At 67.1% G+C, this 22565-nt stretch carries 18 protein-coding genes and 1 tRNA gene; 12 read left to right on the top strand and 7 right to left on the bottom strand.

Annotated elements, in window-relative coordinates:
* Positions 1 to 2: 2 nt before the first annotated feature.
* A complete protein-coding gene (locus CSEG_RS16515; RefSeq protein ID WP_013080374.1) occupies positions 3 to 1250 on the bottom strand; it encodes an MFS transporter in 1248 nt (415 codons plus the stop codon).
* Between the two features lie 263 nt (positions 1251 to 1513).
* Here CSEG_RS16515 and CSEG_RS16520 point away from each other — a divergent pair, with 263 nt between their 5' ends.
* A complete protein-coding gene (locus tag CSEG_RS16520) occupies positions 1514 to 3007 on the top strand; it encodes a putative 2OG-Fe(II) oxygenase (RefSeq protein ID WP_013080375.1) in 1494 nt (497 codons plus the stop codon).
* Between the two features lie 126 nt (positions 3008 to 3133).
* Here the strand turns inward: CSEG_RS16520 and CSEG_RS16525 are convergent, their stop codons facing one another.
* Entirely contained in the window at positions 3134 to 6061 is a 2928-nt protein-coding gene (locus tag CSEG_RS16525; RefSeq protein WP_083778490.1) for a TonB-dependent receptor domain-containing protein, read from the bottom strand.
* 83 nt (positions 6062 to 6144) lie between these two features.
* On the opposite strand from CSEG_RS16525, the gene CSEG_RS22675 reads away from it, so the two are divergent.
* From CSEG_RS22675 to CSEG_RS21685, 4 genes are all read left to right on the top strand, one after another.
* On the top strand, positions 6145 to 6450 hold the full coding sequence (locus CSEG_RS22675) for a hypothetical protein (protein WP_157039002.1): 306 nt from the start codon (positions 6145 to 6147) through the stop codon (positions 6448 to 6450).
* Between the two features lie 197 nt (positions 6451 to 6647).
* On the top strand, positions 6648 to 7379 hold the full coding sequence (locus CSEG_RS16530) for a 2OG-Fe(II) oxygenase family protein (RefSeq protein WP_013080377.1): 732 nt from the start codon (positions 6648 to 6650) through the stop codon (positions 7377 to 7379).
* Positions 7379 to 7924, top strand: a complete 546-nt coding sequence (locus CSEG_RS16535) for a hypothetical protein (RefSeq protein WP_013080378.1) — start codon at positions 7379 to 7381, stop codon at positions 7922 to 7924. Before CSEG_RS16530 ends, CSEG_RS16535 begins: the two co-directional genes overlap by 1 nt.
* Positions 7925 to 8032: 108 nt before the next feature.
* Positions 8033 to 8686 (top strand): Crp/Fnr family transcriptional regulator, encoded by a 654-nt coding sequence (locus CSEG_RS21685; RefSeq protein WP_013080379.1) that lies wholly within the window; start codon positions 8033 to 8035, stop codon positions 8684 to 8686.
* On the opposite strand, the gene CSEG_RS21690 is transcribed toward CSEG_RS21685, so the two are convergent.
* From CSEG_RS21690 to CSEG_RS16555, 3 genes are read right to left on the bottom strand one after another with little or no spacing between them, the layout of a single operon-like run.
* Positions 8683 to 10218 carry a tetratricopeptide repeat-containing protein gene (locus CSEG_RS21690; protein WP_013080380.1) on the bottom strand — a complete coding sequence of 512 codons (1536 nt, stop codon included), beginning with the start codon at positions 10216 to 10218 and terminating at the stop codon, positions 8683 to 8685. The two genes, CSEG_RS21685 and CSEG_RS21690, sit on opposite strands and share 4 nt — an antisense overlap.
* A 45-nt stretch (positions 10219 to 10263) precedes the next feature.
* On the bottom strand, positions 10264 to 10911 hold the full coding sequence (locus CSEG_RS16550; protein WP_013080381.1) for a nucleotide synthetase: 648 nt from the start codon (positions 10909 to 10911) through the stop codon (positions 10264 to 10266).
* On the bottom strand, positions 10908 to 12347 hold the full coding sequence (locus tag CSEG_RS16555; RefSeq protein ID WP_409359795.1) for a hypothetical protein: 1440 nt from the start codon (positions 12345 to 12347) through the stop codon (positions 10908 to 10910). Before CSEG_RS16555 ends, CSEG_RS16550 begins: the two co-directional genes overlap by 4 nt.
* Positions 12348 to 12847: 500 nt before the next feature.
* Between CSEG_RS16555 and CSEG_RS16560 the strand changes: the two genes are divergently transcribed.
* The 4 genes from CSEG_RS16560 to CSEG_RS16575 are packed head-to-tail and all read left to right on the top strand — an operon-like array spanning position 12848 to position 17425.
* Positions 12848 to 13354 carry a hypothetical protein gene (locus CSEG_RS16560; RefSeq protein WP_013080382.1) on the top strand — a complete coding sequence of 169 codons (507 nt, stop codon included), beginning with the start codon at positions 12848 to 12850 and terminating at the stop codon, positions 13352 to 13354.
* Between the two features lie 46 nt (positions 13355 to 13400).
* Positions 13401 to 15143: a peroxidase family protein gene (locus CSEG_RS16565; protein ID WP_013080383.1), complete on the top strand. Its 1743-nt coding sequence runs from the start codon at positions 13401 to 13403 to the stop codon at positions 15141 to 15143.
* Between the two features lie 29 nt (positions 15144 to 15172).
* Positions 15173 to 16597 (top strand): hypothetical protein, encoded by a 1425-nt coding sequence (locus CSEG_RS16570; RefSeq protein WP_013080384.1) that lies wholly within the window; start codon positions 15173 to 15175, stop codon positions 16595 to 16597.
* Positions 16598 to 16636: 39 nt separating this feature from the next.
* Positions 16637 to 17425 (top strand): matrixin family metalloprotease, encoded by a 789-nt coding sequence (locus CSEG_RS16575; protein WP_013080385.1) that lies wholly within the window; start codon positions 16637 to 16639, stop codon positions 17423 to 17425.
* Between the two features lie 158 nt (positions 17426 to 17583).
* Here the strand turns inward: CSEG_RS16575 and CSEG_RS16580 are convergent.
* Positions 17584 to 17673, bottom strand: a tRNA-Ser gene (locus CSEG_RS16580).
* A gap of 172 nt (positions 17674 to 17845) precedes the next feature.
* Between CSEG_RS16580 and msrA the strand changes: the two genes are divergently transcribed.
* The gene (gene msrA / locus CSEG_RS16585) at positions 17846 to 18523 is read left to right on the top strand and encodes a peptide-methionine (S)-S-oxide reductase MsrA (protein WP_013080386.1); all 678 of its coding nucleotides are present in this window, start codon (positions 17846 to 17848) and stop codon (positions 18521 to 18523) included.
* Positions 18523 to 18876: an MmcQ/YjbR family DNA-binding protein gene (locus tag CSEG_RS16590; RefSeq protein ID WP_013080387.1), complete on the top strand. Its 354-nt coding sequence runs from the start codon at positions 18523 to 18525 to the stop codon at positions 18874 to 18876. The genes msrA and CSEG_RS16590 overlap by 1 nt, the downstream gene beginning before the upstream one ends.
* Here CSEG_RS16590 and CSEG_RS16595 read toward each other — a convergent pair.
* Positions 18873 to 19502, bottom strand: a complete 630-nt coding sequence (locus CSEG_RS16595) for a TetR/AcrR family transcriptional regulator (protein WP_013080388.1) — start codon at positions 19500 to 19502, stop codon at positions 18873 to 18875. The two genes, CSEG_RS16590 and CSEG_RS16595, sit on opposite strands and share 4 nt — an antisense overlap.
* Before the next feature lie 366 nt (positions 19503 to 19868).
* On the opposite strand from CSEG_RS16595, the gene CSEG_RS16600 reads away from it, so the two are divergent.
* Complete coding sequence (locus CSEG_RS16600) at positions 19869 to 22373, top strand: TonB-dependent receptor (protein ID WP_013080389.1); 2505 nt, start codon at positions 19869 to 19871, stop codon at positions 22371 to 22373.
* Positions 22374 to 22565 lie beyond the last annotated feature (192 nt).

Here is a 22565-nt window from a genome sequence, read left to right on the forward strand (position 1 = left end):
GATCACGCCTCCTTCACGACGAGATGGCGGCGCATGGCGAACAGCCAGATGGCGCCGATGAGGTCAAAGACGCCCAGGCAGGCGAACAACGGGGCGAAGCCGATCTTGTCGGCCAGCTGGCCGATCGCCAGCGAGAACAGCAGGCCGCCGGTCCAGCCGGCCATGCCCACGAGGCCATTGGCCTTGGCGATGTCGCCCTTGGGAAAGACGTCCGCCGACAGGGTGTTGATCAGCACCGAGATCACCTGGTGAGCGAAGCCGCCGATGGCCAGCAGGGCGATCGCCGCCACCGGGTGGCCGACGATCCCAACGAAGCCCGGCGCGATCATCAGCACCGCGCCCAGCGCCACGCCGGCGATGCGCGAGCCTTCCAGGGTCATGCCCCGCCACTTCTGCAGGAACGGCGCGAGGTAGCCGCCCAGGATCCCGCCCGCGTCGGCGGCCAGGAAGGGCATCCAGGCGAACAGGGCGATGTGGGTCAGGTCCATGCCCCGCTCCTTGGCGAGGTACAGCGGGATCCAGAACGAAAAGGTCTGCCAGGCCGGCTCGGCCAGGAAGCGCGGCACGGCGATGGCCCAGAACCTGGGCGTGGCGGCGATGGCCTTCAGGGTGGTGGCGCTGGCCGAAACCGGACGCTGGCCCGCCTCGATCTCGGCGCGCTCAACGGGTGAGACGTAGGCCGCCTGAGCCGGTGAGCGGTAATAGCGGTACCAGACGCCGGCGAAGACCACGCCGATCAGACCCGTGACGAAGAACGCCGCCTGCCAGCCCCAGGTCTTGGCGACCAGGGCGACCAGGACCGGCGCGATCACCGCGCCCAGCGAGGTGCCGGCGTTGAACCAGCCGACGGCGACCGAGCGCTCGCGATCGGGAAACCACTCGCCGATCGATTTCATGCCGGCCGGGATCGCGGCGGCCTCGGCCATGCCCAGCAGCCCCCGGAACGCCGCCAGGGAGAGCCAGCCCTTGGCCGCGCCGTGCAGCATATTGGCCAGGCTCCAGGCCAGGGCGAACAGCGCGAAGCCCGCGGTCAGGCCGATCTTGTCGATCAAGAGGCCCGCGATCGGCTGCATGACGGTGTAGGCCAGCTGGAAGGCGCCGACGATGTAGCTGTACTGCTCCGTCGTGATCGCCAGGTCTTGCTTGAGCTGCGGCGCCAGCACGCCCAGCGAATTGCGCGCGATGTAGTTGATGATCGTCCCGACGATCACCAGCAGAAGAATGCGCAGTCGCACTGAGCGCCAGGTCATGGTTCGTCCTACCCTTTTTGTTCTTATGGGCGCGCGAGGCCGGTGACGGTCCTGATCGCTTTTTGGCGGGTTCCATCCATGGCCAATCGAGATTGGCCTGTCAATTTCCAAAGAGTGGTAAGACCAATTTAGCGAGGCGTCGTGAAGCCCGCCGCCGCCAGGCGCGATCATTTTAGCGCTTCGCGGGCGTGGCCGCGCCCTTGCCTGTTGTGGTCCGCCGCGCGGAAAGACAAAGAAGCGAGGGGACCCAAAGCGGCGCTGTCATGATCGATTCGTTGACCAACCAGGCCTGGACGCTCATCGACAACGGACGAGCCGCCGAAGCGCTTCGCATGACCGCCGCCCCCGCGCTTTCGCCCCAGGCGACGTCGGGCCTGCTGATGGCCCACGCCGCCGCGCTGAAGGCCGTCGGCCGGCACGACGAGGCCCTGACCTTCAACCGCCGCGCCGTCACGCGCGCGCCCGCAGACCGCTTCGCCTGGTACAATCTGGCGGCCACCCTGGGCGATCTCAGCCTTCACGCCGAAGCCGAGGAGGCTGCGCGCAAGACCATCGCCTTGGGATTGGACGTCCCCGAGGTGCGGCTGGTGCTGGGCAAGGCGCTTCAAGGCCTGCGCCGCTACGACGAGGCCGAGGGGGCCTTCGAGACCGCGCTGGCCGCGCGCCCAACCGACGCCACCGTCCATCTGGAGCTGGCTCAACTGCGCTGGATGCGCACCGGCCGCACGGACGCCGCCCTCGCGCTTCTGGACGCCGCCATCGCCCGACATCCGACCGTTTCGAACCTGCGCCTGATCCGCAGCACGGTGTTGACCTTCGCGGGGGACCACGCCGGAGCCGACGCCACGCTGGAAGACGCTCTGGCCCGCGCGCCCGACGACCTGCTGGTCCGGATCGCGGCGGCGCGCTCGGCCGGCGCCCAGGGGGACCGCGAACGCATGCTGGGCCACGCCAGAGAGGCCCAACGCCGAGCTCATGGCGCCGGCGAAACGCGCGCCGTCCTCTGCGAAGCGCTACTGGCCAATGGCGAGGCCGACGCCGCCGCGCGGGTGGCCGAGGACATGGTCGCGGCCGCGCCGGACGATCAATACGCGCTGGTGCTGCGCAACACGGCCTGGCGGATCATGGACGACCCGCGCGGCGCGCTCTTTCGCGACTACGCGGCCCTGGTTCGAACGGATCGGCTGGAGACGCCCGAGGGCTGGCCGAACCTGGACGCCTTCCTCGACGCCTTGCGCGAGCGGCTCATGGAAATGCACGACCTGACGACCCATCCCCTGCACCAGTCGCTGCGGGGCGGCACCCAGGTCCCGTCGCTGGACCGCTCGCAAGATCCGCTGGTGCGGGCGTTCTTCGAGTCGGCGCGCAAGTCGGTGGCGCGCTATGTCGAGGCGCTGGGCCCGGGCGATGATCCCATCCGCCGCCGCCGAAGCCAGGACTTCGCCGTCGCCGGCGGCTGGTCGGTTCGCTTGAAGTCGGAAGGCTTCCACGCCGACCACGTCCATCCGCGCGGATGGATCTCCTCGGCCTTCTATCTCGACCTGCCGGGCCGGTTCGACGACGAGGCCACCCGCGCCGGATGGCTGCAGTTCGGACATCCCGGCTGTCTCACGGAGCCCGTCCTCGAGGCCGAGCATTTCATCAAGCCCGAGCGCGGAACCCTGGCCTTGTTTCCATCGTGCCTGTGGCACGGAACGCGGCCGTTCTCCGACACCGGCCACCGACTGACGGTCGCGTTCGACGTGATCCCGCGCTGAAGCGCGACCTCCCTCGCCGATTTCCGCGCTTAAACAAGAAAGCCCGCCCCGGGTTACCGAGGCGGGCTTCCTGGCCAAGCAGACTTCCCCGCCGCAGAAGCGGCGGAGAAGCGCTCAAGCCTGGACTTAGTAGCGCAGGCGGGCGTTCAGGAAGAACGTCCGGCCCAGCACGTCGTACGTCGCGGGATAACCGCTGTTCGACGGCGAGGCGTTGCCGCCCAGGATCGGATAGGCTTCCTGGGTCAGGTTGCGGACACCGGCCGTGAAGGCCAGGCTGTCGGTGACGTTCCAGTCGCCCGACAGGTCGATGTAGTTCTTCGCGCCGATACGCTCGACCGTGTAGACGCTGGCGGGGTTGTCATCCAGCACGTCGTCCAGGTGGTTCCAGACCATGTTCACGCCGAACTGGTTCATGGTCCAGTTCAACGTGGTGCGCAGCTTGTGACGCGGAGTCGGGTTGCCGCAGCGCGTACCGAACTTGTCGGCGCACTTGATCGGCGTCGAGATCTCGTCCGGCGTGTTCGTCCACTCCCACGTGTTGGTGTAGAGCGAACGGAACGCCAGCGAACCCCAATCCGGCAGACCCAGCTTTTCCAGGGTCGTGCGGTAGGTGACGCTCACGTCGAGGCCCGAGGTCTTGATCGAGGCCACGTTCTGCGCGGTCAGCGAGATGTAGTCGATCGAGCCGTTGGCCAGGCGCCGGATCGCCTGGCAGTACGGCGAGTTCGGGTTACCGTTGACCAGCGAGCCGTAGCAGACATTCATCACGTTCGAGGCGCTGCCGCCGAAGCTGGCGATCGCGTCGGTGATCTTGATGTCGAAGTAGTCGGCGGTCATCGAGAAGCCCGACAGCCACGACGGCTGATAGGTGAAGCCGACGGTGAAGGTCTTGGCTTCTTCAGGGCGCAGGTTCGGGTTGCCGCCCGACAGGGTCTGGGTCTGCTGGTTGGCGTTGATCAGGCCCACGACGCTCGACGAAACGCCCGAGTTGATACAGGCCTGACGGACCGCGGCGTTCGGGGCGCCACGGGCCGAGCAGGGGTCGGTCGCGCTCGGGAAGCCGTTGCTTTGCGGCGCGTACAGGTCGCCGATCGCGGGAGCGCGGATCGCCTTGTTGTACGAGGCGCGCAGCATCAGGTCGTCATAGACTTTCCACGAGCCGGCGACCTTGTAGGTCTTAACCGGATGGGGCTGACCCGTGTAGTCCGAGGTACGGCCGGCCAGTTCCAGATCCAGCGACTTGACCAGCGGCAGGTCCTTCAGGATCGGAACCAGAAGTTCGGCGTAGCCTTCATAGACGTCGAAGCGGCCCTTGACCGGCGGGCTGGCGTTGAAGCCGGTCACGTTGCCGGCCGCCAGATCCTGGCTGGGGCTGTAGTCGAACTCTTCGGCGCGGTACTCGCCGCCGAAGGCGAAGCCGATCGGACCCGCGGGCAGCGAGAACCAGTTCTGGCTGTCACCGTTGATGTTGAAGCCGCCGTACTGCTGCTCGTAGTCCTGAGCGGCGGTGATGCGGGTCTTGATGAACTCGGCGGCGGCCTTCGAGATGTTGCCGGTGCCGAACATGTTGATCGGAACGCAGCCGTTCGAGGGGTCGGCGCAGCCGGTGCCGGTGGCGTTCAGCAGCAGGGCCTGCTGGATGCGGGCCAGGCTGGTGTCGCCCAGCAGCGTGTTGGTGCCGTGGGTGTTGCCGTACTGGTAGTACACGTCGAAGCCGCCGTTGATGGCGTCGATGTCACCCTTCAGGCCCAGCTGCATCTGGTAGCCGTAGAAGTTGAACTTCGAGATGCGCGGGCCGACTTCCGTCAGGCGGCGGTTGAAGACGCCGGTGACGGTGTCGTACAGGCCATCGCCGTCGCTATCGACGTCGGTGAACGTACCGGCCGTCCACGAGCTCGAAGCCGGGATGGTGTAGGCCGTCGACGAACCCAGGCTGTTGAGCGAGGTCTTGGCGGCGGCCGTCAGGAACGGGTTGTTGTCCAGCGTGAACCGGAAGGTGCGGCTGCCGACGGGCGTCGGGGCCAGCTGGGTCACCACCTGGCTGTTGACGAAGTTGCCCTTGGCGTAAGCGCGCAGGCCCGGCTTGATTTCGTAGTTGGCCAGCGACGTGACCGAGAAGCGCTCTTGCGGCGTCTGGACGTAGTTGACCGGGGCGAAGTTGTAGGTGTCGGTGGCGCTGCTGTAGAGGCGCACGTTGCCGTCGGTCAGGAACAGGGCCGAGTTGGCGGCGCTGTTGGTGACGCCCGGCAGGGTGACGAACTTGCCCGAAACGAAGGGATCGACGCGGCCCGGCTCGTTGGAGCCCGAACCCGAGGGGACGAAACCGGTCTTGGCGGCGTTGTCGCCCCAGGCCGTGCTCAGCATGCCGCCACGCTCGCCTTGGGTCAGCGCTTCGCGCTTGTTGTAACCCAGGCTCAGGACGACGTTGCCCCTACGATCGGCGAAGTTGGCGCCCATCGTCAGGTCGGCCGAATAGATCGGCGCTTCGCCATTGTCGGTCTTCGAATAGCCGGTCGAGAATTCCAGGCCCTCGAAGTCGTTCTTCAGCGTGAAGTTGACGACGCCCGAGATCGCGTCCGAACCGTAAACGGCCGAGCCGCCGCCCGACACGACGTCGATGCGCTTGATCAGCGCCGGCGGGATCAGGTTCAGGTCGACGGTGCCGCTCTGCGTGGTCGGCGTCTGGCGCTTGCCATCGACCAGCACGAGGGTGCGGTTCGAACCCAGGCCGCGCAGGTTGACCGTGGCCGTACCGTTGCTGCCGTTGTTGACGGTCGAGGTGATGCCCGGAACGGCCTGCGGCAGGGTGTTCAGCAGGTTTTCGGTGTTCACCACCCCCGACTGCTTCAGTTCAGCCGCGCCGACCTGGGCGATCGGGCTCGACGAGGTCAGGTCAGGACGCGCGATACGCGAACCGGTGACGACGATCTCTTCGACCTGCGCGGGTTCCTCCGACGGCGCTTGCTGAGCCCAAGCGCTGACGGCAGGCAGCATGACGCCGCAAAGGATGGAAGACGCCAACAGGCGCTTTCGACGGCTAACAATACCCAAAATCCACCTCCAAAAACTTTGCGCCGCCATCACGGATCCATGGCGAGCGCTCCCCCCCTGTTCCTCAGGAACTGGGCATTGGGCGCATGGAGGCGGTGTCAGCCGCGCCCGGTCAACCGCGCCTCATGGCGATTGAGCAAGAAATTTACGCCAGTGTCTCAAATGCGACACATTATCGCGCGGCCCAGGCAAGGACGGCCATAAAAGACCATCAATTCCAGCAAGATGGCGAGAACCATCCCGTTACCTTCACGAAACATTACACGGCGTTCATATCGGAATTTATTGATATTCGCCAAATTCATTACAGTAACGTCATCTTTCAGATATCGTTATTCGGTCAGTTAAAATTAAAAATTGGCAACGTGGAGCGACGCGATCTCCACAGATAACATGGGTACATGGCTCGCGATAACGGTACCATCTGACAGATGAACACATCGCCGCTCAAAGATTAGGCGAAAGTTGTTCGAGATGCCGAAATTTCGAGCGCAAGAAAGCCGCGACGGTTGCGCTGCGGCAAGAAGCATCGCTTGAATATAACTTCGGCAGATTCATGCCGCCCGCCTGTCGCTTATCCCGAGTTCGAATGGCCCTGCACCCGCCCCTCAGAATCAATTCCGACCTTCCCGCCGACGCTTTCGCGGCGCGGTTCGCACAGGATGGCTATGTGCAGATTCCGGTGTTCCTGGCCCCGGAGGACGCCGAGAGCGTGGCGGGGCTTCTGGAGCCGCTGACCTGGAACATCGTGGCGCCGGACGAGACGGCCGAGACCCTGGTGATCAGCCCCGACGTCATCAAGAAGTTCGGCGAAGCCCAGGTCCGGCAGTTCCTGCAAAGCGCCATCCGCCGCGCGGCGCGGACCTTCTCCTTCGTGCACATGTCCTATGCGTTGCAGGATGAGTATCCGCGCGCGCCGCAGGCGGCGATCCACCGCGCCACCGAGTTCCTGGAAAGCCGCGCCTTTCTCGACTTCGGCGGGCGCGTGATCGGAGCCCCCGAGGTGGCGGGCGTTCGGGTCCAGGCGTCCTACTATCGCCCCGGCGACTTCCTGACGGTGCACGACGATAGCCACCGAAAGGACCATCGCCTGGCCGCCTTCACCCTGGGCTTCACGCGCCGGTGGCGGCCCGACTGGGGCGGCCAGCTGCTGTTCCACGACGCCGAGGGGAACGTCACCCGCGGCCTTGCCCCGGGGTTCAATGTGCTGACCTTGTTCAAGGTGCCGACTCCGCACTCGGTGGCTCAGGTCGCCAGCTACGCCGAAGCCAAGCGCCTGTCCTTGACCGGCTGGCTTCTGGGCGGCCAGGACGCCGCCTGATGGGAAACACGACCATGATCCGCCCCTCCCTCCTCGCGATCGTCTTGGCCTTGACGGCTGGCGCCGCCCTCGCCCAGGCCAGCCCCGAACCCGACGTGATCAAGGCCCTCAAGGCCTGCAGCGCGATCAAGGCCGATGGCGAGCGGCTGGCCTGCTACGACAAGGCCGCCCAATCCGTCGCCAAGGCTCAGGAGACCGGCGAGGTCATCATCATCGACAAGCAATCGGCCCGGGCCGCCCGGCGCCAGGCGTTCGGGCTTGAGCTTCCCACCCTGTCGATCCTGGACCGCGGCGCCGACAAGGCCGAGACCGAAACCCTGCAGGCCGTCATCAAGCTCGCCCGCACCGACGCCGAAGGCCGGCTGGTCATGACCCTTGAGGACGGCGCGGTCTGGCGGCAGATCGACGACCAGACCCTGGGCAAGCCGCCCAAGCCCGGCGTCACCGTCGAGATCCGCAAGGCGGCGATGGGCAGCTACCGGATGAAGATCGGTTCGCAGCCGCCCATCCGGGTGCGCCGCAGCGAGGCCCCGCCGGCGCGCTGAGCCGGATCGGGGGCTCGCTCCCTAGGCGCCGCGTCGCGAAGGTTGTGCTTAACGTGGCCATTGTGCCACCTTGAAAGCGCAGCGCGAGCGTCGGGGGTCGTTCGGGATATGTCGGGATTAACCGCCTTCGTGCGCGAGACCTTCCAGTGTCAGGAGGATGTCGCCCGGTGCATCGCCAACGCAGCGACCGAGCGCGGCTATCCGTCCGGGGCGACGATCGTCCGGCAGGGCGACGAGTGCGACGAGACCTTCCTGTTGACCCTGGGACGAGCCAGGGCGTCCGCCGTTAGTCGCGACGGGGCGTCGGTCCTGCTGCATGACTTCGCGCCCGGCGATCTGTTCGGCGCCACCGTCCGCCCCGCTGCGCCGAGCGACGTCGAGGTGACCGCGCTGGGCCTGGCGCGCGCAGCGGTGTTCGTCGCCATGGATTTCCTACGCCTGATGGAGCGTCACAACTGCATCGGCATTGTCCTTTCGCGACTGCTGCTGGCTCGCCTGAAGAACGCCAACAAACGACTGATCGACCGCAACACCCTGAGCGCCGTCGGCCGAATACACGCCGAGCTTCTGCGGCGGGCAGAGCCCAACGGCTGGGCGATCAGCCCCCCGCCAGTCCTCGCGGCCCTCGCGCTCGACCTGCAGACCACGCGGGAAACGGTGTCGCGCACGGTCAGCGCGCTGGAGCGACGGGGCTTGGTGCGCAGGACGGCGGAGGCGCTGATCATCGTCGCGCCCCGACGCCTCGAGAGCCTGATCGACTAGGCGCCCGGCGCCAGAGCGTAGGGGCCGACAGTGTCGCCCGTCAGGTTCGTAATTCGCCGAGCCTTGTCGTTCGACACATCCAACGCCAGGGTCGCCGCGAAGCACGGCTCCAGATAGAACCCGCCGGGCGGCGTCACCCTGAGCAGGTCGGCGACCGTCTCGGGCGTCGAGCCGATGGCCAGCCGCCCCGCGCCAAACGGGTTGGCGACGGTTTCGACGGGGCCGTAGGCGGCCGCCATCCTCAGCCGGGCGCCGAACGCGTCGCGCAACCTGATCGCCACGGCCTCTGCCGCCAACGGCGTCGCATAGGTCAGCAGAAGGTTGTGGCCCGACCAACTGGGCGCGGATAGGGGCTCGGGCTCCGCGGCGATCAGGCGCGCGAGCGCGGCCAGCGCGGCTTCACTTTCACCGTCTGGCGTCAAATCCAGGACACAGCCCAAGGCTGCGGCCGAGGTCAGGCGGGAGGGCGGCATGGGGCCGGTCGGCGCGGCCCCGACCGGGGCGGTGGGACGGAGCATGCATTGACAACGATCCGTGTCGCGCCAGCGCGCGGTCGCGAAGGCGTCGGCCGCGTCGCGCGTCGAGACGGCCAGCTGGATCGCGTCGCCCGCCAGGCCCGCCGCCCTGAGCACCGCCATGCCCATGGCGGTCTCGTCGCCCAGGGCCAGAGCGCCGGAGCTGACCTGGTCGAGGCCTGGACCGGTGACGCAGACGCTTTGGGCGGTCGCGAGCAAGCGATCATAGCGCGCCTCCCAGGCTCCACCCCAGGGGCTGACGGACCGCGCGCGGAACGCCTTCTGATCGAGGGGCAGGATGACGTGCAGCTCCGCGCCCGCGGCGACCAGCGCTTCGGCGACCAGGAGATCGGCCCCCGCCGCCAGGGCGCCGTAGCCGAACGCGACCCGCTCACGCTCGAGAAAGCCCGCAATGACGTCCAGGAGGGCGTCCTCGTCGGCGGACAAGGTCATCTGACCCGTGAAATGGAGGGCGCGGGGCGGGGCGAGGATCGACAGCCAATCGTCGGGCTGGCCAAGACTGGAGAGGATCAGCCGGAACTGACGCAGGGTGACGGCGTGATCCTCCCACGCCCTGGGGCCCCGCGCGACCGCCTGTTGCAGCGCGGCCTTGGCCTCGTCCATGCGCCGCAGCAGCAGCAACGCCTCGGCGCGCGTCGCGGCTTCGTAGAATGGGGTGTCGTCGCCGGGCGCGGCCAGGGCGGCCAGGGCGTGCCGCCTCCCGCCCTCCTCGTCCCCGGCCAGCAGAGACAGGCTGGCGGCGTTGATCAGGGCGTAGGCGCCCTCCCCCCGCGCCGCGGCTTCCCGATAGGCGCCGGCGGCTTGGCCGAAGAGGTCGCGGCGCGCGTCGCCACGGGCGGCGCGCGCGCGCTCCTTGAGAAGACGCCCTTTCAGGATCAGCGCCGCCGGGTCCTCGGACGCGGTCAATCCGGCCTGGGCGAACAGGGCCCAGGCCTGGTCGACGGCGCCGGCCCGGATCAGGACTCCGATATCGACAAACGGGGGTGAAGCGGGCACGGCGGTCTCGTCATGGGAAAGCGGACATGGCGACGGTTGGACGCGTCAGCCTCCTTCCGGAGGGATGGGGTTGGTGTCGCTGTCGTTCTTGACGTCGGGGTCGACGATCGTCTGTGTCCTCCCGGTCGGCTGGATGAATTCGATGTGGAAGTTGAAACCGTCCGAGCCAGGATTATCCGAGTTCGTAGAGTTCTTTAGCCCTCTCTTCCGCACACCGAAGTAAAGCACCCTGCAGCCATCTTCCCGGACAACGCCACCGACGTCTCCGAGGGGATCGTCCTCGTCCTTGTAGACGTGGACGAGGCCTACGTTCCGGTCACTTGGATCAGCCTTCGTCGTACATCCATACTCATCGACCGTGAATTGCCAGTTGTTAAAGGAGGACCCAAGCTCCACGACAACCCAACATTGTTGGGTCACGGCAATGTCGAGCGGTGAACCCAGAGCCATACTCTTGGCGGACGGCCCATTCAAAGCGACATCCGCCGCATATTTTTTTATCGTACTACCATCCACGATCGGGGGTGGAGGGTTCTTGGGCCTGTCCAGAAAGTAGTTCTTCGCTCCTCCCGATTTGTCCTCCTGGATGATGACGTGGATGATCTCCTTCGGCTTGAATCCCTTGTTTGTTTTCTTCGGAATGACTCCGAATTTGTTGCCCCCTGGAGCAACAGCGGCCTGAGCATCGGTCATTTCTGTGTTCCTTTGGCTTGAGCTAGGTACGCGATACTCCTGTCGACTTGGTCGAGCAGACGCTTGGCGCGGGTATACTCTGGGTCCTCGCGCAGCAGGCGGTCGGACTCCTGGCGGGCCTCGGCCAGCCGGGCCAAGGCCCCAGCGCGGTCGTCAGCGGCATAGGCAAGGCTTGCGTACGCCAGCTGCAACGCCACCCAATCCGCCCGGATATTGCGGTCTCCGGGACGTTCGGCGAGTTGGGCGGAGATGATCTTCGCTGACTCGTCGCGCTCGACGCGGGCGCGCTTGAGGTCACCCGCGCGCTGATAGGCGTCGGCCATCCAGGCGTGGCGATTGACCATGTCGGAGGCCACGGCGCGCCGGCCGTCGTCCATGCGGCTAGCGACCTCGCGCATGGCGTCCAGCGAGCGATCGCAGCGCTCCAGCGCGGCCCGGGTGTCGCGCATCTTCAGCGCCACCGCGCAGAGGTTGCCCTGCGCATAGGCCACCTCCTTGCGGTACTCGAGGCTGCCGGGCTTCAGCCAGACCAGACTGTCGGCCAGTTGGGCGTAGCGTTCGTAGCCAGCCTTGGCCTTCGCCCAGTCCTGCCGGCGGTAGGCGATCTGGGCGACGCCGAACTCGTTCTGGGCGTGTTCGAAGATGCTCTGCGGATTGCCGGGGTCGGACATCTTGAGCCGACGCGTCGTGCGATAGGCCTCGTCGAACGCGCCGAGCGCGGCGACGAGGTCGCCGCGTCGCTCGAAATCCTGGCCCACGGCGGTCATCACCCTGGCCCGGCGCGCGGCCGAGGACGGCGACAGGCGATCCGACCGGCCCGCGTAGTAGCCAAAGGCGCGTTGGCTCACGGCGCTCTGCACCGCGAGCTTCTCGCTTCCCTCCAGCTTGCCGCGCAGTTCGGTCGACATGAATTCCACCATGGCTTCGGCTTCCTGCCGCTGGTCCTCCGCCTCGCTCCGCGCCAGCACGGCCGCGATGCGCTGCCGCTCCGCCTCGTCCCGCGCCCGGACGGCCTGGGTCCTCTGGCGTTGCGCCTCGTCGCGCGCGGACAGGGCCATCGCCCTCTGGCGCCGGGCCTCTCCCAAGGCGTCGAGGGCCAGCCCTTTCTGCCTTTGCGCTTCGTGGCTGGAACTGACGGCGAAGGCCGTGAGCAGCCCCATGGTTAGCGCGGCGATCACGGAGACCACCGTGACGGCCGTCACGGACCTCAAACGTCGTTGCGCGTCCCGCTGGACCAGTTCGTCCAGGCCCACGCCGGCCATTCCGGCCACGAGCTTCAAGAGCGCCAGACGATGCCCATCGCGCTTGGGCCTGAAATCGGCCGCCAGAGGCTCTACGCCGACGCAGAGCGGGGCGGGAAAGGCCGTATCAGGCTCCCCCGCGATCAAGGCGGCCAGGATGGGACGATCGGGGTGCAGGGCGCGGAACAGCTCCACCTCACGCGCCACCCATGGCGAGGCCGCGGCATTGGGAGAGCAGATCACCAACAGCACCTTGGAGACGCTGAGCGCCGCGCGGACCTCTCGACGCTCAGGTCATGGGCGGCCGGAAACTCCTCGCGATCGCGGAATATTGGCGTCAGCCGGCGCGGCGTCACGCCCCTTGCCGTTTCGCGGCCGACGAGCCGTCTGGGCAGGACGTATCGCTCCAACTGCCCATGGAGCCTGCGGCCCTGGACCGAGTCCCTGTGGCTGTAGCTGACAAACCCCCAATAGCGCGCGCCCGCCGGCCAATCCCCGTCCATGGCCCCCCCGCCAATAGCCGTGATCCACCGCGTAGACTGGCAGAAGCACGAGGGTTTCACAACGCAATCGTGCGCTTGGAGAACGTTCGCGCTTACCGCGTGACGGCCGTCACGCGGCGGCGTCTCGTCGCACGCCTAGCCTCACGTCAATCGCGGCCTTCCCGGCTTGCCGATCAGAACGGAGGACTAGCCATGAGCCTGAACAGCCTCGCCACTCGGCACGCGGTTCGGCCCGCCAACATCGCCGCCCGCGCGGACGGCCAGCCCGCGGAACAGAAGGACGCCTTCGAGCCCCTGACCCGCTACCTGCCCACCGAGACGATCACCGTCTTCGTCGCCGCCATCGCCGCCAGCGTTGATACGCCCGCGCTCACGCTGGCCGGCACGCCGCTACACGTTCCGTGGCTGCTGTACGGCCTCTTCGCCGTGCTCACGCCGGCGACCTACCTGGCCCTGGCCTACGCCAAGCAGCGGGAGGCCGAGCGGCAGGCGGGCGCGTCCAAGGCTCCGTTCGCGCCCCATCTGTGGCCGCCGATCGCCGCCACGATCGCCTTCCTGATCTGGGCGCTCTCGATCAGGGGCGTCTTGCCCGACGGCGCCCTGAAGACGTGGGGCGGCCTGATCGCCGTGGCCGCCATCCTCGTCTCCAGCCTGCTGTCGCTGGCCGACCGCGTCCTGATCCCGAAGACAGCCGGCTAACCGGCCCGACCGTAACCCCCTCCCCCCCTCACCTCGGAGAATCGTGATGCTGCTCTCTCTCGGACACGGCGACCGCATCGTGCTGGTCGACGCCGCCTCGCCTGCTGACATCCAACTCGCCAGGGCCGCTCGGGCCGAGCCCGATCGCAAGGCCATCACCGGAGCGGAAGCCGCCCTGGCGCCCCGCGCCCGGCGCGGGGCCACGGCCACCGGCGACGGCGATCGCTTCGGCTATCTCTTTCCAGGCGCGGCGACCCAGCCGCCGGTGGCCGGCGCGAAGCTGGACGCCTTGGCCGACGCCATGGTCGACCCTGCCGGCGGATCGGCGCGTTCCAGGCTTCCGGCCGTGATGACCTACTACGGACAATTCATCGACCACGACATCACCGCCAACACCGACCGGGAGAACGGCAAGACCTTCACCATCGTCGGCGAGACGATCACGCCGCTGGCGCGCGACCTGGTCGTGTCGGGGATCACCAACCTGCGCCGGGCCAAGCTGGATCTCGATAGCCTCTATGGCGACGGTCCGCTGGACCATCCCCTGGAGGCGGTCATGCGTGACGGCGCCGCCATGCGGGTGGGCGGCGAAACGGACGTCACCGGCCAGTTTCCCGCCATGGAGCGTCCGCCTTTGCCCGCCGACACGGCGTGCGACCTCCCGCGCGTCGGACCGCTGGTCGCGGCGGGCTTGCTGGATCCCACCGCCGTGCCGCCCGAACTGCTGACGCCGGGCCAGCCCGCGGACCAGAGCCGCAAGGCCCTGATCGGGGATGGTCGAAACGACGAGAACCTGGTCGTGGCGCAACTGCACACCGCCATGCTGAGGTTCCACAACGCGGTCGTGGTCGCGCTGGCGCCGAGGAACCTGCCCGCCCGCGAGCTCTTCCTCGAAGCCCAGCGCTTCGTCCGCCACGTCCACCAATGGCTGGTGATCAACGACTACCTGCCTACGATCTGCGATCGCGAGACGCTCGACGCCGTGCTGGAGGCGCGAGCGCCGCTCTACCGGCGCTTCCACGAGGCGCGGCAAGGCCAGCTCCCCAGCGGCGCGCTGCCGATGCCGCTTGAGTTCTCGGTCGCGGGATTCCGGTTCGGCCACTCGATGATCCGCAACGGCTACGACTACAATCGTAACTTTGGCGCCGAGGCGAAGATCCTCCCCTTCGCCAGCCTCGACCAGTTGTTCCAGTTCACCGGCAAGTCGCCCAACCCCTTCCTCGGGGCGCCGACCCTGCCGAACAACTGGATCGTGGAGTGGAGCCGGCTCACCGCCGACATCGACGCCGTCCACGACGCGCGTCCGATCGATACCCGGCTAGCGCCGACTCTGCTGGCGCTGCCCAACGAGAACGGCGAGCCCGAGGACCTGATGAAGCATCTGGCCCGCCGCAACCTGCGCCGTGGCTGGCTTCTGAACCTTCCCAGCGCGCAGACCCTGATCGGCGAACTCGCCGCCGCGGGCCTGCCCGTCAGCCGCGTCCTGACCCAGGACGAGCTGTTGTCGGGCGCCACGGGTCCCGCCCTGACCGACGGCGGCTTCGTCGAGGCCACGCCCCTGTGGTTCTACGTCCTCAAGGAGGCCGAGATCATCCACGGCGGCGAACGGCTTGGACCGCTGGGTTCACGCATCGTCGCCGAAACCCTGGCCGGTCTCGTGATCGCCGACCCCGACAGCTACTGGAGCCGCGCGCCGAACGGAACGTGGCGGCCCGTCGACGATCTGCGTCCCGGCGGCCTGGAGATCACCCGGCTGACCGACCTGCTGCGCGCGGCCGGGGTGCTCTGACCCTGAACACCTTCATAGGAGACAGTCCCATGACGAGAACCGACTTTATCGCCAGGCGCGGCCTCGCGGCCGTCCTGCTGTCCACGAGCCTGCTGTCGGCCGGCTGCGCCACCGTGCAGTCCTTGCCGAAGGATGCCACCCGGGGGCTCGACCGCGACGCCGAAGGGCTCACCTACTTCCTGCCCAAGAAGCTCGCGAAACTGACCATCACGCGCGAGCCCGTCGATCCGGAGGAGCTGGCGGAGGCGCTCAAGGACGCCACCGTGGCCCTGAAGGCCGCGAAGGCGGACCAGGCCTCCAAGAAGTCCGCGGCGGAAGGCGAGCAGGCCTTGCTAGACCAGCTGGCTTCAGACGCCAGCGCGCGATCGAGCCAGACCGAAACGGCCGAACTCGCCAAGGCCGCGCGGGACCTGAGCGATATCCGCGTGACCAAGGCCAAGGCCGCCGTCGACGCCGCCGATAAGGCTTATCGGGCGGCGCTTCAGGGGGCGAGGTGCGCCTATGCCAGCAAGCTCGAACTGCTGCCCGCCCAGGCCGATGTCTCGCACCGCTACGTGGCCCAGCTTCGCCATAACTGGCTGCGCGACGACACGGTCAAGCTGGCCGTGACGCCCGCCGGCCTGCTGTCGTCCTCGAACGTCGTCGCGGCCGACCGGACCGGCGACATCCTCGTCGAGATCGCCGGCGCGGTGGCGGGGTGGGGTGGAGGTGGCGGCAGGTCCTCGCTATGGAGTTCAAGGACTCATATCCCGCAGGCCCTACAGCCCGACTGCGGGGAGCCCCGGACCATCGTCCAGATCTTCGATCCGGCGGACGCAAGCGCGAGGGCGAAAGTCGCCGCCGCGCTTAAGAAGGCCGACTACCCCTTCCGCGTTGGTCCAATTTCCGCAAAGGACAAGGCGGCGGTCGCCGCCGACCCGTCCCCGCCCGACGAGCCCAGCACCAGCCTGGACGCTCATAGCCCGGACAAGACGGTCGCTGAAGATATCTTCAAGGCCGACCGCGGGGCGATCTTCTACCGCTCCCCGCTTCCCGTGACGCTCACTCTCGAGCAGCGGGCGAACGGAGATGACTGGCAAGTCGTCGACGCGGTGCTGGCCCAACTGCCCCAGGCCGGTCCGATCAGCTACATCCCGGCGAACTCGTCCGCCTTCGTCAAAACGGTGGACGACGTGGTCTTCACCGACGGCGTCATCGCCAGCTGGTCGCCCGAGCGGCCTAGCGAGGTGCTTGAGGTCGTGCGCCTGCCGATCAAGATCGCCACCGCGATCATCTCGGTTCCGGCCCAGATCCTGTCGCTGCGCGTCGACTACAGCAGCAAGGGCAAGGCTCTCGCCGACCAGCAAGCCGCCGAGATCGCTTCCGCCAAGACTCTGTCCAAGCTTCAGAAATGCCTGAAGGACGCCGAAGCCGCCGGAGCAGACGGCCTGGCCTGCCTGCCACCGGCGCCCTGACGCCACACGCTGTTCCCTCATAGGAAAGGAGAAACCCCAATGACCCGGGAGTCCGCCACCAACGCCAAGCCCCTCGCGCTCGCCAAGCGCAAGGACAAGTCGCGGCACATCCATCACTTGCGGAACGGCTTCCGCTGCGACACCGATAGACGCGGCTACGCGACGCCCGACAACAAGAGCCCCGAAAAGCTCGTCGTCGACGCGTCCGAGGGCTTTATCCCGCTATGGGACAAGAACGTGATCCTCCGCTGGCGCTTCGCGGAAGGAACGCTTGATCACTTTCAGGACCCCGCCGCCGCCGAACGCGCCATAGAGACGCTGTTTGGCAAGGCCGTCCTGGCGTGGGGCGACGCCGTTCCCATCAAGTTCGCCAAGCGCACCGATGCTTGGGACTTCCAGATCGTCGTCCGGCAAGCCGACGATTGCGACGACAGCGGCTGCGTACTGGCCAGCGCGTTCTTCCCGGACGCCGGCCGCCATCGGCTCGATATCTATCCCAAGATGTTCGAGCAGAGCGATCAGGAGCAACTCGAGACCCTGGCGCACGAGCTCGGTCACGTGTTCGGCCTGCGCCACTTCTTCGCCCTGCTCTCGGAGAAAAGCTTCCCCGCCGAGATCTTCGGCGTCCACCGACGGTTCTCGATCATGAACTACGGCGAGGACAGCTTCCTGACCCAGGAGGACAAGTCGGACCTGGCCAAGCTTTACGCGGCCGCCTGGAGCCGCCAGCTGACGGACATCAACGGGACGCCCATCCACCTCGTCCGCCCGTTCCACGAAGGGGCGGCGCCGAGCGGCGCGCTGGCCGTCGCGGCTGTCAGGGCTTAGCGACCGCTATCGGGTTCGGATGATTCGACCCCAGCGAAAGGGCCGGCCAAGCCAGCCCCTGGCCTCGGAACCGCCGGCGGGTGGCGGTCCCAAAGCTCGCAGGCTTTCCGAGCCTTACGGCCGCGTCGATGCTTAATTGCGGGGAAGCAGAGATTGCGTGGCGGTGAGAGAGGGATTCGAACCCTCGATAGAGTTTCCCCTATACACGCGTTCCAGGCGTGCGCCTTCAACCACTCGGCCACCTCACCAGCGCATGCGAGTCGGGGGTGGTTGAGACCCCCGGCGCGGGAAGGCGCGCAATATACTCAGGGACCGCCGCAGGGCAAGCGAACAAAGCGCGCCTCTTCATCGCGGGGTGAAACCGGGCGCGCGAACGCCTATATCGGGGCTCGAGACATTCCCGCCTTCGAGAGGCCCGCCATGCTGTCGCTGAAGAAAACCCTCGAGATGCCCACCGTCGACACGGCCCTGCCCGGTCGCGCCGAGCCGATCCCCACGGCGGAGACTCACTTCGTCAACGGCCATGCCCTGAAGGGTCCTTATCCGGACGGCCTGGAGACGGCGATCTTCGCCATGGGCTGCTTCTGGGGCGTCGAGCGCATCTTCTGGAAGATCCCGGGCGTCTATGTGACCGCCGCCGGCTACGCGGGCGGGATCACGCCGAACCCGACCTATGAAGAGACCTGCACGGGCCGCACCGGGCACACCGAGGTCGTGCTGGTGGTGTTCGACCCCAAGGTCGTCACCTACGAGGCGCTGCTGAAGACCTTCTGGGAGAATCACGACCCGACCCAGGGCATGCGCCAGGGCGGCGACATCGGCACCCAGTACCGCTCGGGCATCTACGTGACGAATGACGCCCAGGCGGCCGCCGCCGTGGAGTCGAAGGAAGCCTACCAGCAGGCGCTGTCGGCCAAGGGTCTGGGCGACATCACCACCGAGATCGCGGCCGCCGGCCCGTTCTACTTCGCCGAAGACTACCACCAGCAGTACCTGGCCAAGAACCCGAACGGTTATTGCGGCATCGGCGGCACGGGCGTGGTCTGCCCGATCGGCTTGGGCGTCCCCGGGGGCGTCCCCGGGGGCGTCGAGGCCTGATGTCTCCTGACGCTTTCGACCGGGCGTGCCTGGCCCTGCCGGGCGCGACCCTGTCGATCCAGTGGGGCGACGACCACGTCTTCAAGGTCGGCGGCAAGATGTTCGCCGTCCGCGGCTCGGGCGTGACCCTGGGCGGCGGCGTCTCGTTCAAGGCCTCGGATGTGGCGTTCGAGGTCCTGACCGAGTCTGGCCGGGCCGCCCCCGCGCCTTACTTGGCGCGCGCCAAGTGGGTGCATTTCCCCGACCTCGCCGCGCTCGATGACGCCGAAGTCGCCGACTGGGTGAAGACCGCGCACGGCCTGATCGCCGCCAAGCTGACCCGCAAGGCGCGCGCCGAACTCGGGCTGGCCTAGACGCGCGCCAGCCCGCGCAGGGCCGTGGCCTCGATCGCTTCCAGCAACCGCTCATTGGTCAGGCCGGGGGTCTGCGGCGTCCATTTGACCAGCCAGATCAGCATGCCGACCAATAGCTGCACCACCAGCGGCGGCTCGCAGGGCGCGATCGTGCCGTCGGCCACGCCCTCCTCCAGGAACCGCTCCAGCGTCTTGCGAAGCTCGGCGGTGCGGGTTTCGATCGCCTCGCGCTGAGTTGCGTCGAGATAGGAATTGTCGCCGAAATAGAGCTGCGGTCCGTTGTCGACGCCGTCGTCCAGCACCGCGCGCAAGATGCGCCGAAGCTTGCACAGCCCCGTCCCGCCCGCGGCGTCCACGGCCAGCAGGATGGCCTCGAACCGGTCCAGCGACTGGTGATGGCCCGCGAAGGCCAGAGCCTGCTTGTTCGGGAAATAGTAGTAGAGCGCGGCGTCGCGCAGATCGAGCGCGGCGGCGATGTCGGTCATCGTGGCCGCCGCGAAGCCCTTGGCGTTGATGATCTCGATGGCGGCGCGCAGGATCGCCTCGCGCTTCTTCAAGGACTTCTGACTCTGCGCTAACGGTCGAATCTCGTCCGTCGGCGTCAGGGGTTCCCCCGCCCTCGACAATGGTCGCTCCTCCGCCCGGCGCGCGCGATTCTGCGTCGAGCGATCACCGGTCTGCCAAGCTCTCCCCGAACGCTCGCCCGATCAATCGGATAATTTCTAACTTGCACTAGAATATCGAGAGCATGTTAGATTTCTCCTTAGCTCGGCACGGGATGCAAGACCGTGCAGGCTTGGGGCGAAAAATGACGGACAACGTCCGCATCCAAGGTCCGGCTTTTCCGACCGCCACGCGCGGTACGGCCGGCCGGCCGAGGCAGCCCTTCCCCAACGTCAAGAAAACCGCCCTTCCCTCCAGGAACTTCGGCCAAGCTCGAGCCGAAGCGGGACGACGCGCGGATAAAAATAAAACACATCAGGGAGTTACCAATGAGAAACGTCCAGATGCTGGGGGTTTCGGCCCTGGCGCTCGCCATCGCCGCCCCCGCCTTCGCTCAACAAACCAGACCCGCTGACACCAACGCCATCGAAGAGATCGTCGTCACCGCCACCAAGCGGGAGCAGACCCTCCAGGACGTGCCGATCTCGGTCGCCGTCACCGGCCAGCAGACGATCGAGCGGGCCCAGGTCCGCGACCTGATCGACCTGCAATCGGTCGTTCCGTCGCTAAAGGTCTCGCAATTCAACGCCACCGGTCAGACGAACTTCATCATCCGGGGCTTCGGCAACGGCAACGGCAATGACGGCATCGAAAGCTCGGTCGGCGTCTTTATCGACGGCGTATACCGCAGCCGCTCGGCCGCCGCGCTGGATGACCTGCCCGAGGTCGAGCGTATCGAAGTGCTGCGCGGTCCGCAGTCGACCCTGTTCGGCAAGAACGTGTCGGCCGGCGCGATCAGCATCGTCACCAAGCGCCCGCAGTTCGAGGCCGGCGGCAAGATCGAAGCCACGATCGGCAACTACGACACCCGCCAGATCAAGGGCACCTTCACAGGGCCGCTCAGCGACACCTTGGCGGTCCGTCTGTCGGGCAGCCTGAACAAGCGCGACGGCTTCTTCACCAACCTGACCACCGGCAGCGACGTCAACGACCGCGACCGCTGGTCGATCCGCGGCGACGTGCTGTGGGAGCCGACCGACAAGACCTCGGTTCGCTTCATCGCCGACTACAACAAGATCAACGAGACCTGCTGCGCGGTCAGCTCGATCCTGAACGGCCCGGCCACCCTGGCGATCGGCGCCGTGCTGAAGAAGCCGATCAGCGACACGACCAAGGTCTTCGACCGCAACGTCATCTTCAACACCGACCCGGCCAACAACCTGTCGGGCAAGGGCGTCTCGGCCCAGGTCGATCATGACCTGACCTTCGCCAAGCTGACGGCGATCACCGCCTACCGGAACCAGAAGAACGCGTCGTTCCAGGACATCGACTTCACCGGCGCGGACATCTCCAACAACCGCACCTCGAACGCGATCAAGACCTTCACCCAGGAAGTCCGCCTGGCCTCCAGCGGCGACGGCCCGATCAACTGGCTGATCGGCGGCTTCTATCAGAACGAAAAGCTCGATACCGGCCGCACGATCACCTACGGCTCGGACATCCGCGCCTTCGCCGACGCCCTCTCGGGCCCGGTGCCGGCCACGCTGCTGGGCGCCCTGCCCGCGACCCTGCGCCCGGCGCTGACCGGCCGCTCGAATCTCTATGCGCTGGAGTTCCTGCAGAGCCTGGCGACGCCGACCCTGGTGCGACCGGGCCTGACCTACTTCCAGCCCGGCCAGGGGATCGACGACTACTACAACATGAAGCAGACGTCGTACTCGCTGTTCGGCCAGGTCGATTACCGCGTCACCGACAAGCTGACCCTGACGGGCGGCCTCGCCTATCTGAACGACGAGAAGAAGGCCCGCTCGAACGTGGTCATGAACGATCCGTTCTCGGCGCTGAATCTGGGCGCTGTGCCGCAGTTCCCGGCCCTGGGCCTGCCGGGAAACCTGTATAGCGCTCTCGGCGCCCTGCAGTTCTTCTATGGCAACACCACCAACCACGGGCCGGTCAACTTCCCGAACGCCAGCGAGTCCGGCGTGCTCAAGGCCGACAAGGTCACCTACGCGGTGCGGGCGGCCTACGACTTCGGTGCCATCAACGCCTATGTCAGCTACTCCACGGGCTGGAAGGCCGGCGCCTACAACCTGTCGTCCGACAGCCGTCCGCCGAACGCCAACGGCGTGGGCCGCACGGCCAATCCGGAAAACGTCGACGTCTACGAACTGGGCGTGAAGGCCAACTTCCCGGGCGGCTACGCCAACGTCGCGGTGTTCAAGCAGTCGATCAAGGGCTTCCAGTCCAACGCCTTCACCGGCCTCGGCTACAGCCTGGTCAACGCGGGCGAGGAGTCGGTCAAGGGCTTCGAGGTCGACAGCGCCTGGCGTCCGGTGAGCTGGCTGAACCTGGCCGCGGCGGTCACCTATCTCGACCCGGTCTACGACAGCTTCACCGGCGCGGCCTGCGTGAACTACGACACGGCCCGCTGCCCGGTTGATCCGGCCACCGGCCGCCGTCCGAACTTCCGCGACCTCACGGGCGATCGCCCGGCGGGTATCCCGAAGTGGTCGTTCTCGACCTCGGCCACGGTCAACCACGACTTCGGCGGCGACTACCAGGGCTACGCCCGGGTGGAGTATGACTACACCAGCAAGACCCAGCTGACCGAAACGACCCCGCCGGAGCTGTCGACCTGGGGCCAGAAGGTGGTCAACGCCAGCGTGGGCGTCACCAACACGGCCAAGCAGATCGAGGTCATGGTCTGGGCGCGTAACCTGACCAAGGACGATAGCCTGATCTCGACCTTCCCGACCGTGGCTCAGGACGGCAGCTACAGCGGCTATCCGAACGCCCCGCGCACCTACGGCGTGACGGTCCGCAAGTCGTTCTAGTCTCGGATCACCACCGCCAGGAAGGGCGGCCTCGCTTAGCGGGGCCGCCCTTTCTATTTTCCAGAGTGGCCTGACCGCTATCCGAGGGCGTCAGACCATGCTTCAACCTTCCGGCAGGCCAAAGGCCGCGGGAGGACCTGATGGGAATGGGACTGAAGACCCTGATTGGCGCGGCGTGCGCCCTGGTGATCG

Source organism: Caulobacter segnis ATCC 21756 (assembly GCF_000092285.1).
In the GTDB taxonomy this organism is placed as follows: Bacteria; Pseudomonadota; Alphaproteobacteria; order Caulobacterales; family Caulobacteraceae; genus Caulobacter; species Caulobacter segnis.

Excerpts from the sequence above, each read along its gene's own strand:
- CSEG_RS16515 (WP_013080374.1), bottom strand. The coding sequence starts at position 1,250 with ATGACCTGGCGCTCAGTGCGACTGCGCATTCTTCTGCTGGTGATCGTC.
- CSEG_RS16520 (WP_013080375.1), top strand. The coding sequence starts at position 1,514 with ATGATCGATTCGTTGACCAACCAGGCCTGGACGCTCATCGACAACGGA.
- CSEG_RS22675 (WP_157039002.1), top strand. The coding sequence starts at position 6,145 with ATGGAGGCGGTGTCAGCCGCGCCCGGTCAACCGCGCCTCATGGCGATT.
- CSEG_RS16530 (WP_013080377.1), top strand. The coding sequence starts at position 6,648 with ATGGCCCTGCACCCGCCCCTCAGAATCAATTCCGACCTTCCCGCCGAC.
- CSEG_RS16535 (WP_013080378.1), top strand. The coding sequence starts at position 7,379 with ATGGGAAACACGACCATGATCCGCCCCTCCCTCCTCGCGATCGTCTTG.
- CSEG_RS21685 (WP_013080379.1), top strand. The coding sequence starts at position 8,033 with ATGTCGGGATTAACCGCCTTCGTGCGCGAGACCTTCCAGTGTCAGGAG.
- CSEG_RS16550 (WP_013080381.1), bottom strand. The coding sequence starts at position 10,911 with ATGACCGATGCTCAGGCCGCTGTTGCTCCAGGGGGCAACAAATTCGGA.
- CSEG_RS16560 (WP_013080382.1), top strand. The coding sequence starts at position 12,848 with ATGAGCCTGAACAGCCTCGCCACTCGGCACGCGGTTCGGCCCGCCAAC.
- CSEG_RS16565 (WP_013080383.1), top strand. The coding sequence starts at position 13,401 with ATGCTGCTCTCTCTCGGACACGGCGACCGCATCGTGCTGGTCGACGCC.
- CSEG_RS16570 (WP_013080384.1), top strand. The coding sequence starts at position 15,173 with ATGACGAGAACCGACTTTATCGCCAGGCGCGGCCTCGCGGCCGTCCTG.
- CSEG_RS16575 (WP_013080385.1), top strand. The coding sequence starts at position 16,637 with ATGACCCGGGAGTCCGCCACCAACGCCAAGCCCCTCGCGCTCGCCAAG.
- msrA (WP_013080386.1), top strand. The coding sequence starts at position 17,846 with ATGCTGTCGCTGAAGAAAACCCTCGAGATGCCCACCGTCGACACGGCC.
- CSEG_RS16590 (WP_013080387.1), top strand. The coding sequence starts at position 18,523 with ATGTCTCCTGACGCTTTCGACCGGGCGTGCCTGGCCCTGCCGGGCGCG.
- CSEG_RS16600 (WP_013080389.1), top strand. The coding sequence starts at position 19,869 with ATGAGAAACGTCCAGATGCTGGGGGTTTCGGCCCTGGCGCTCGCCATC.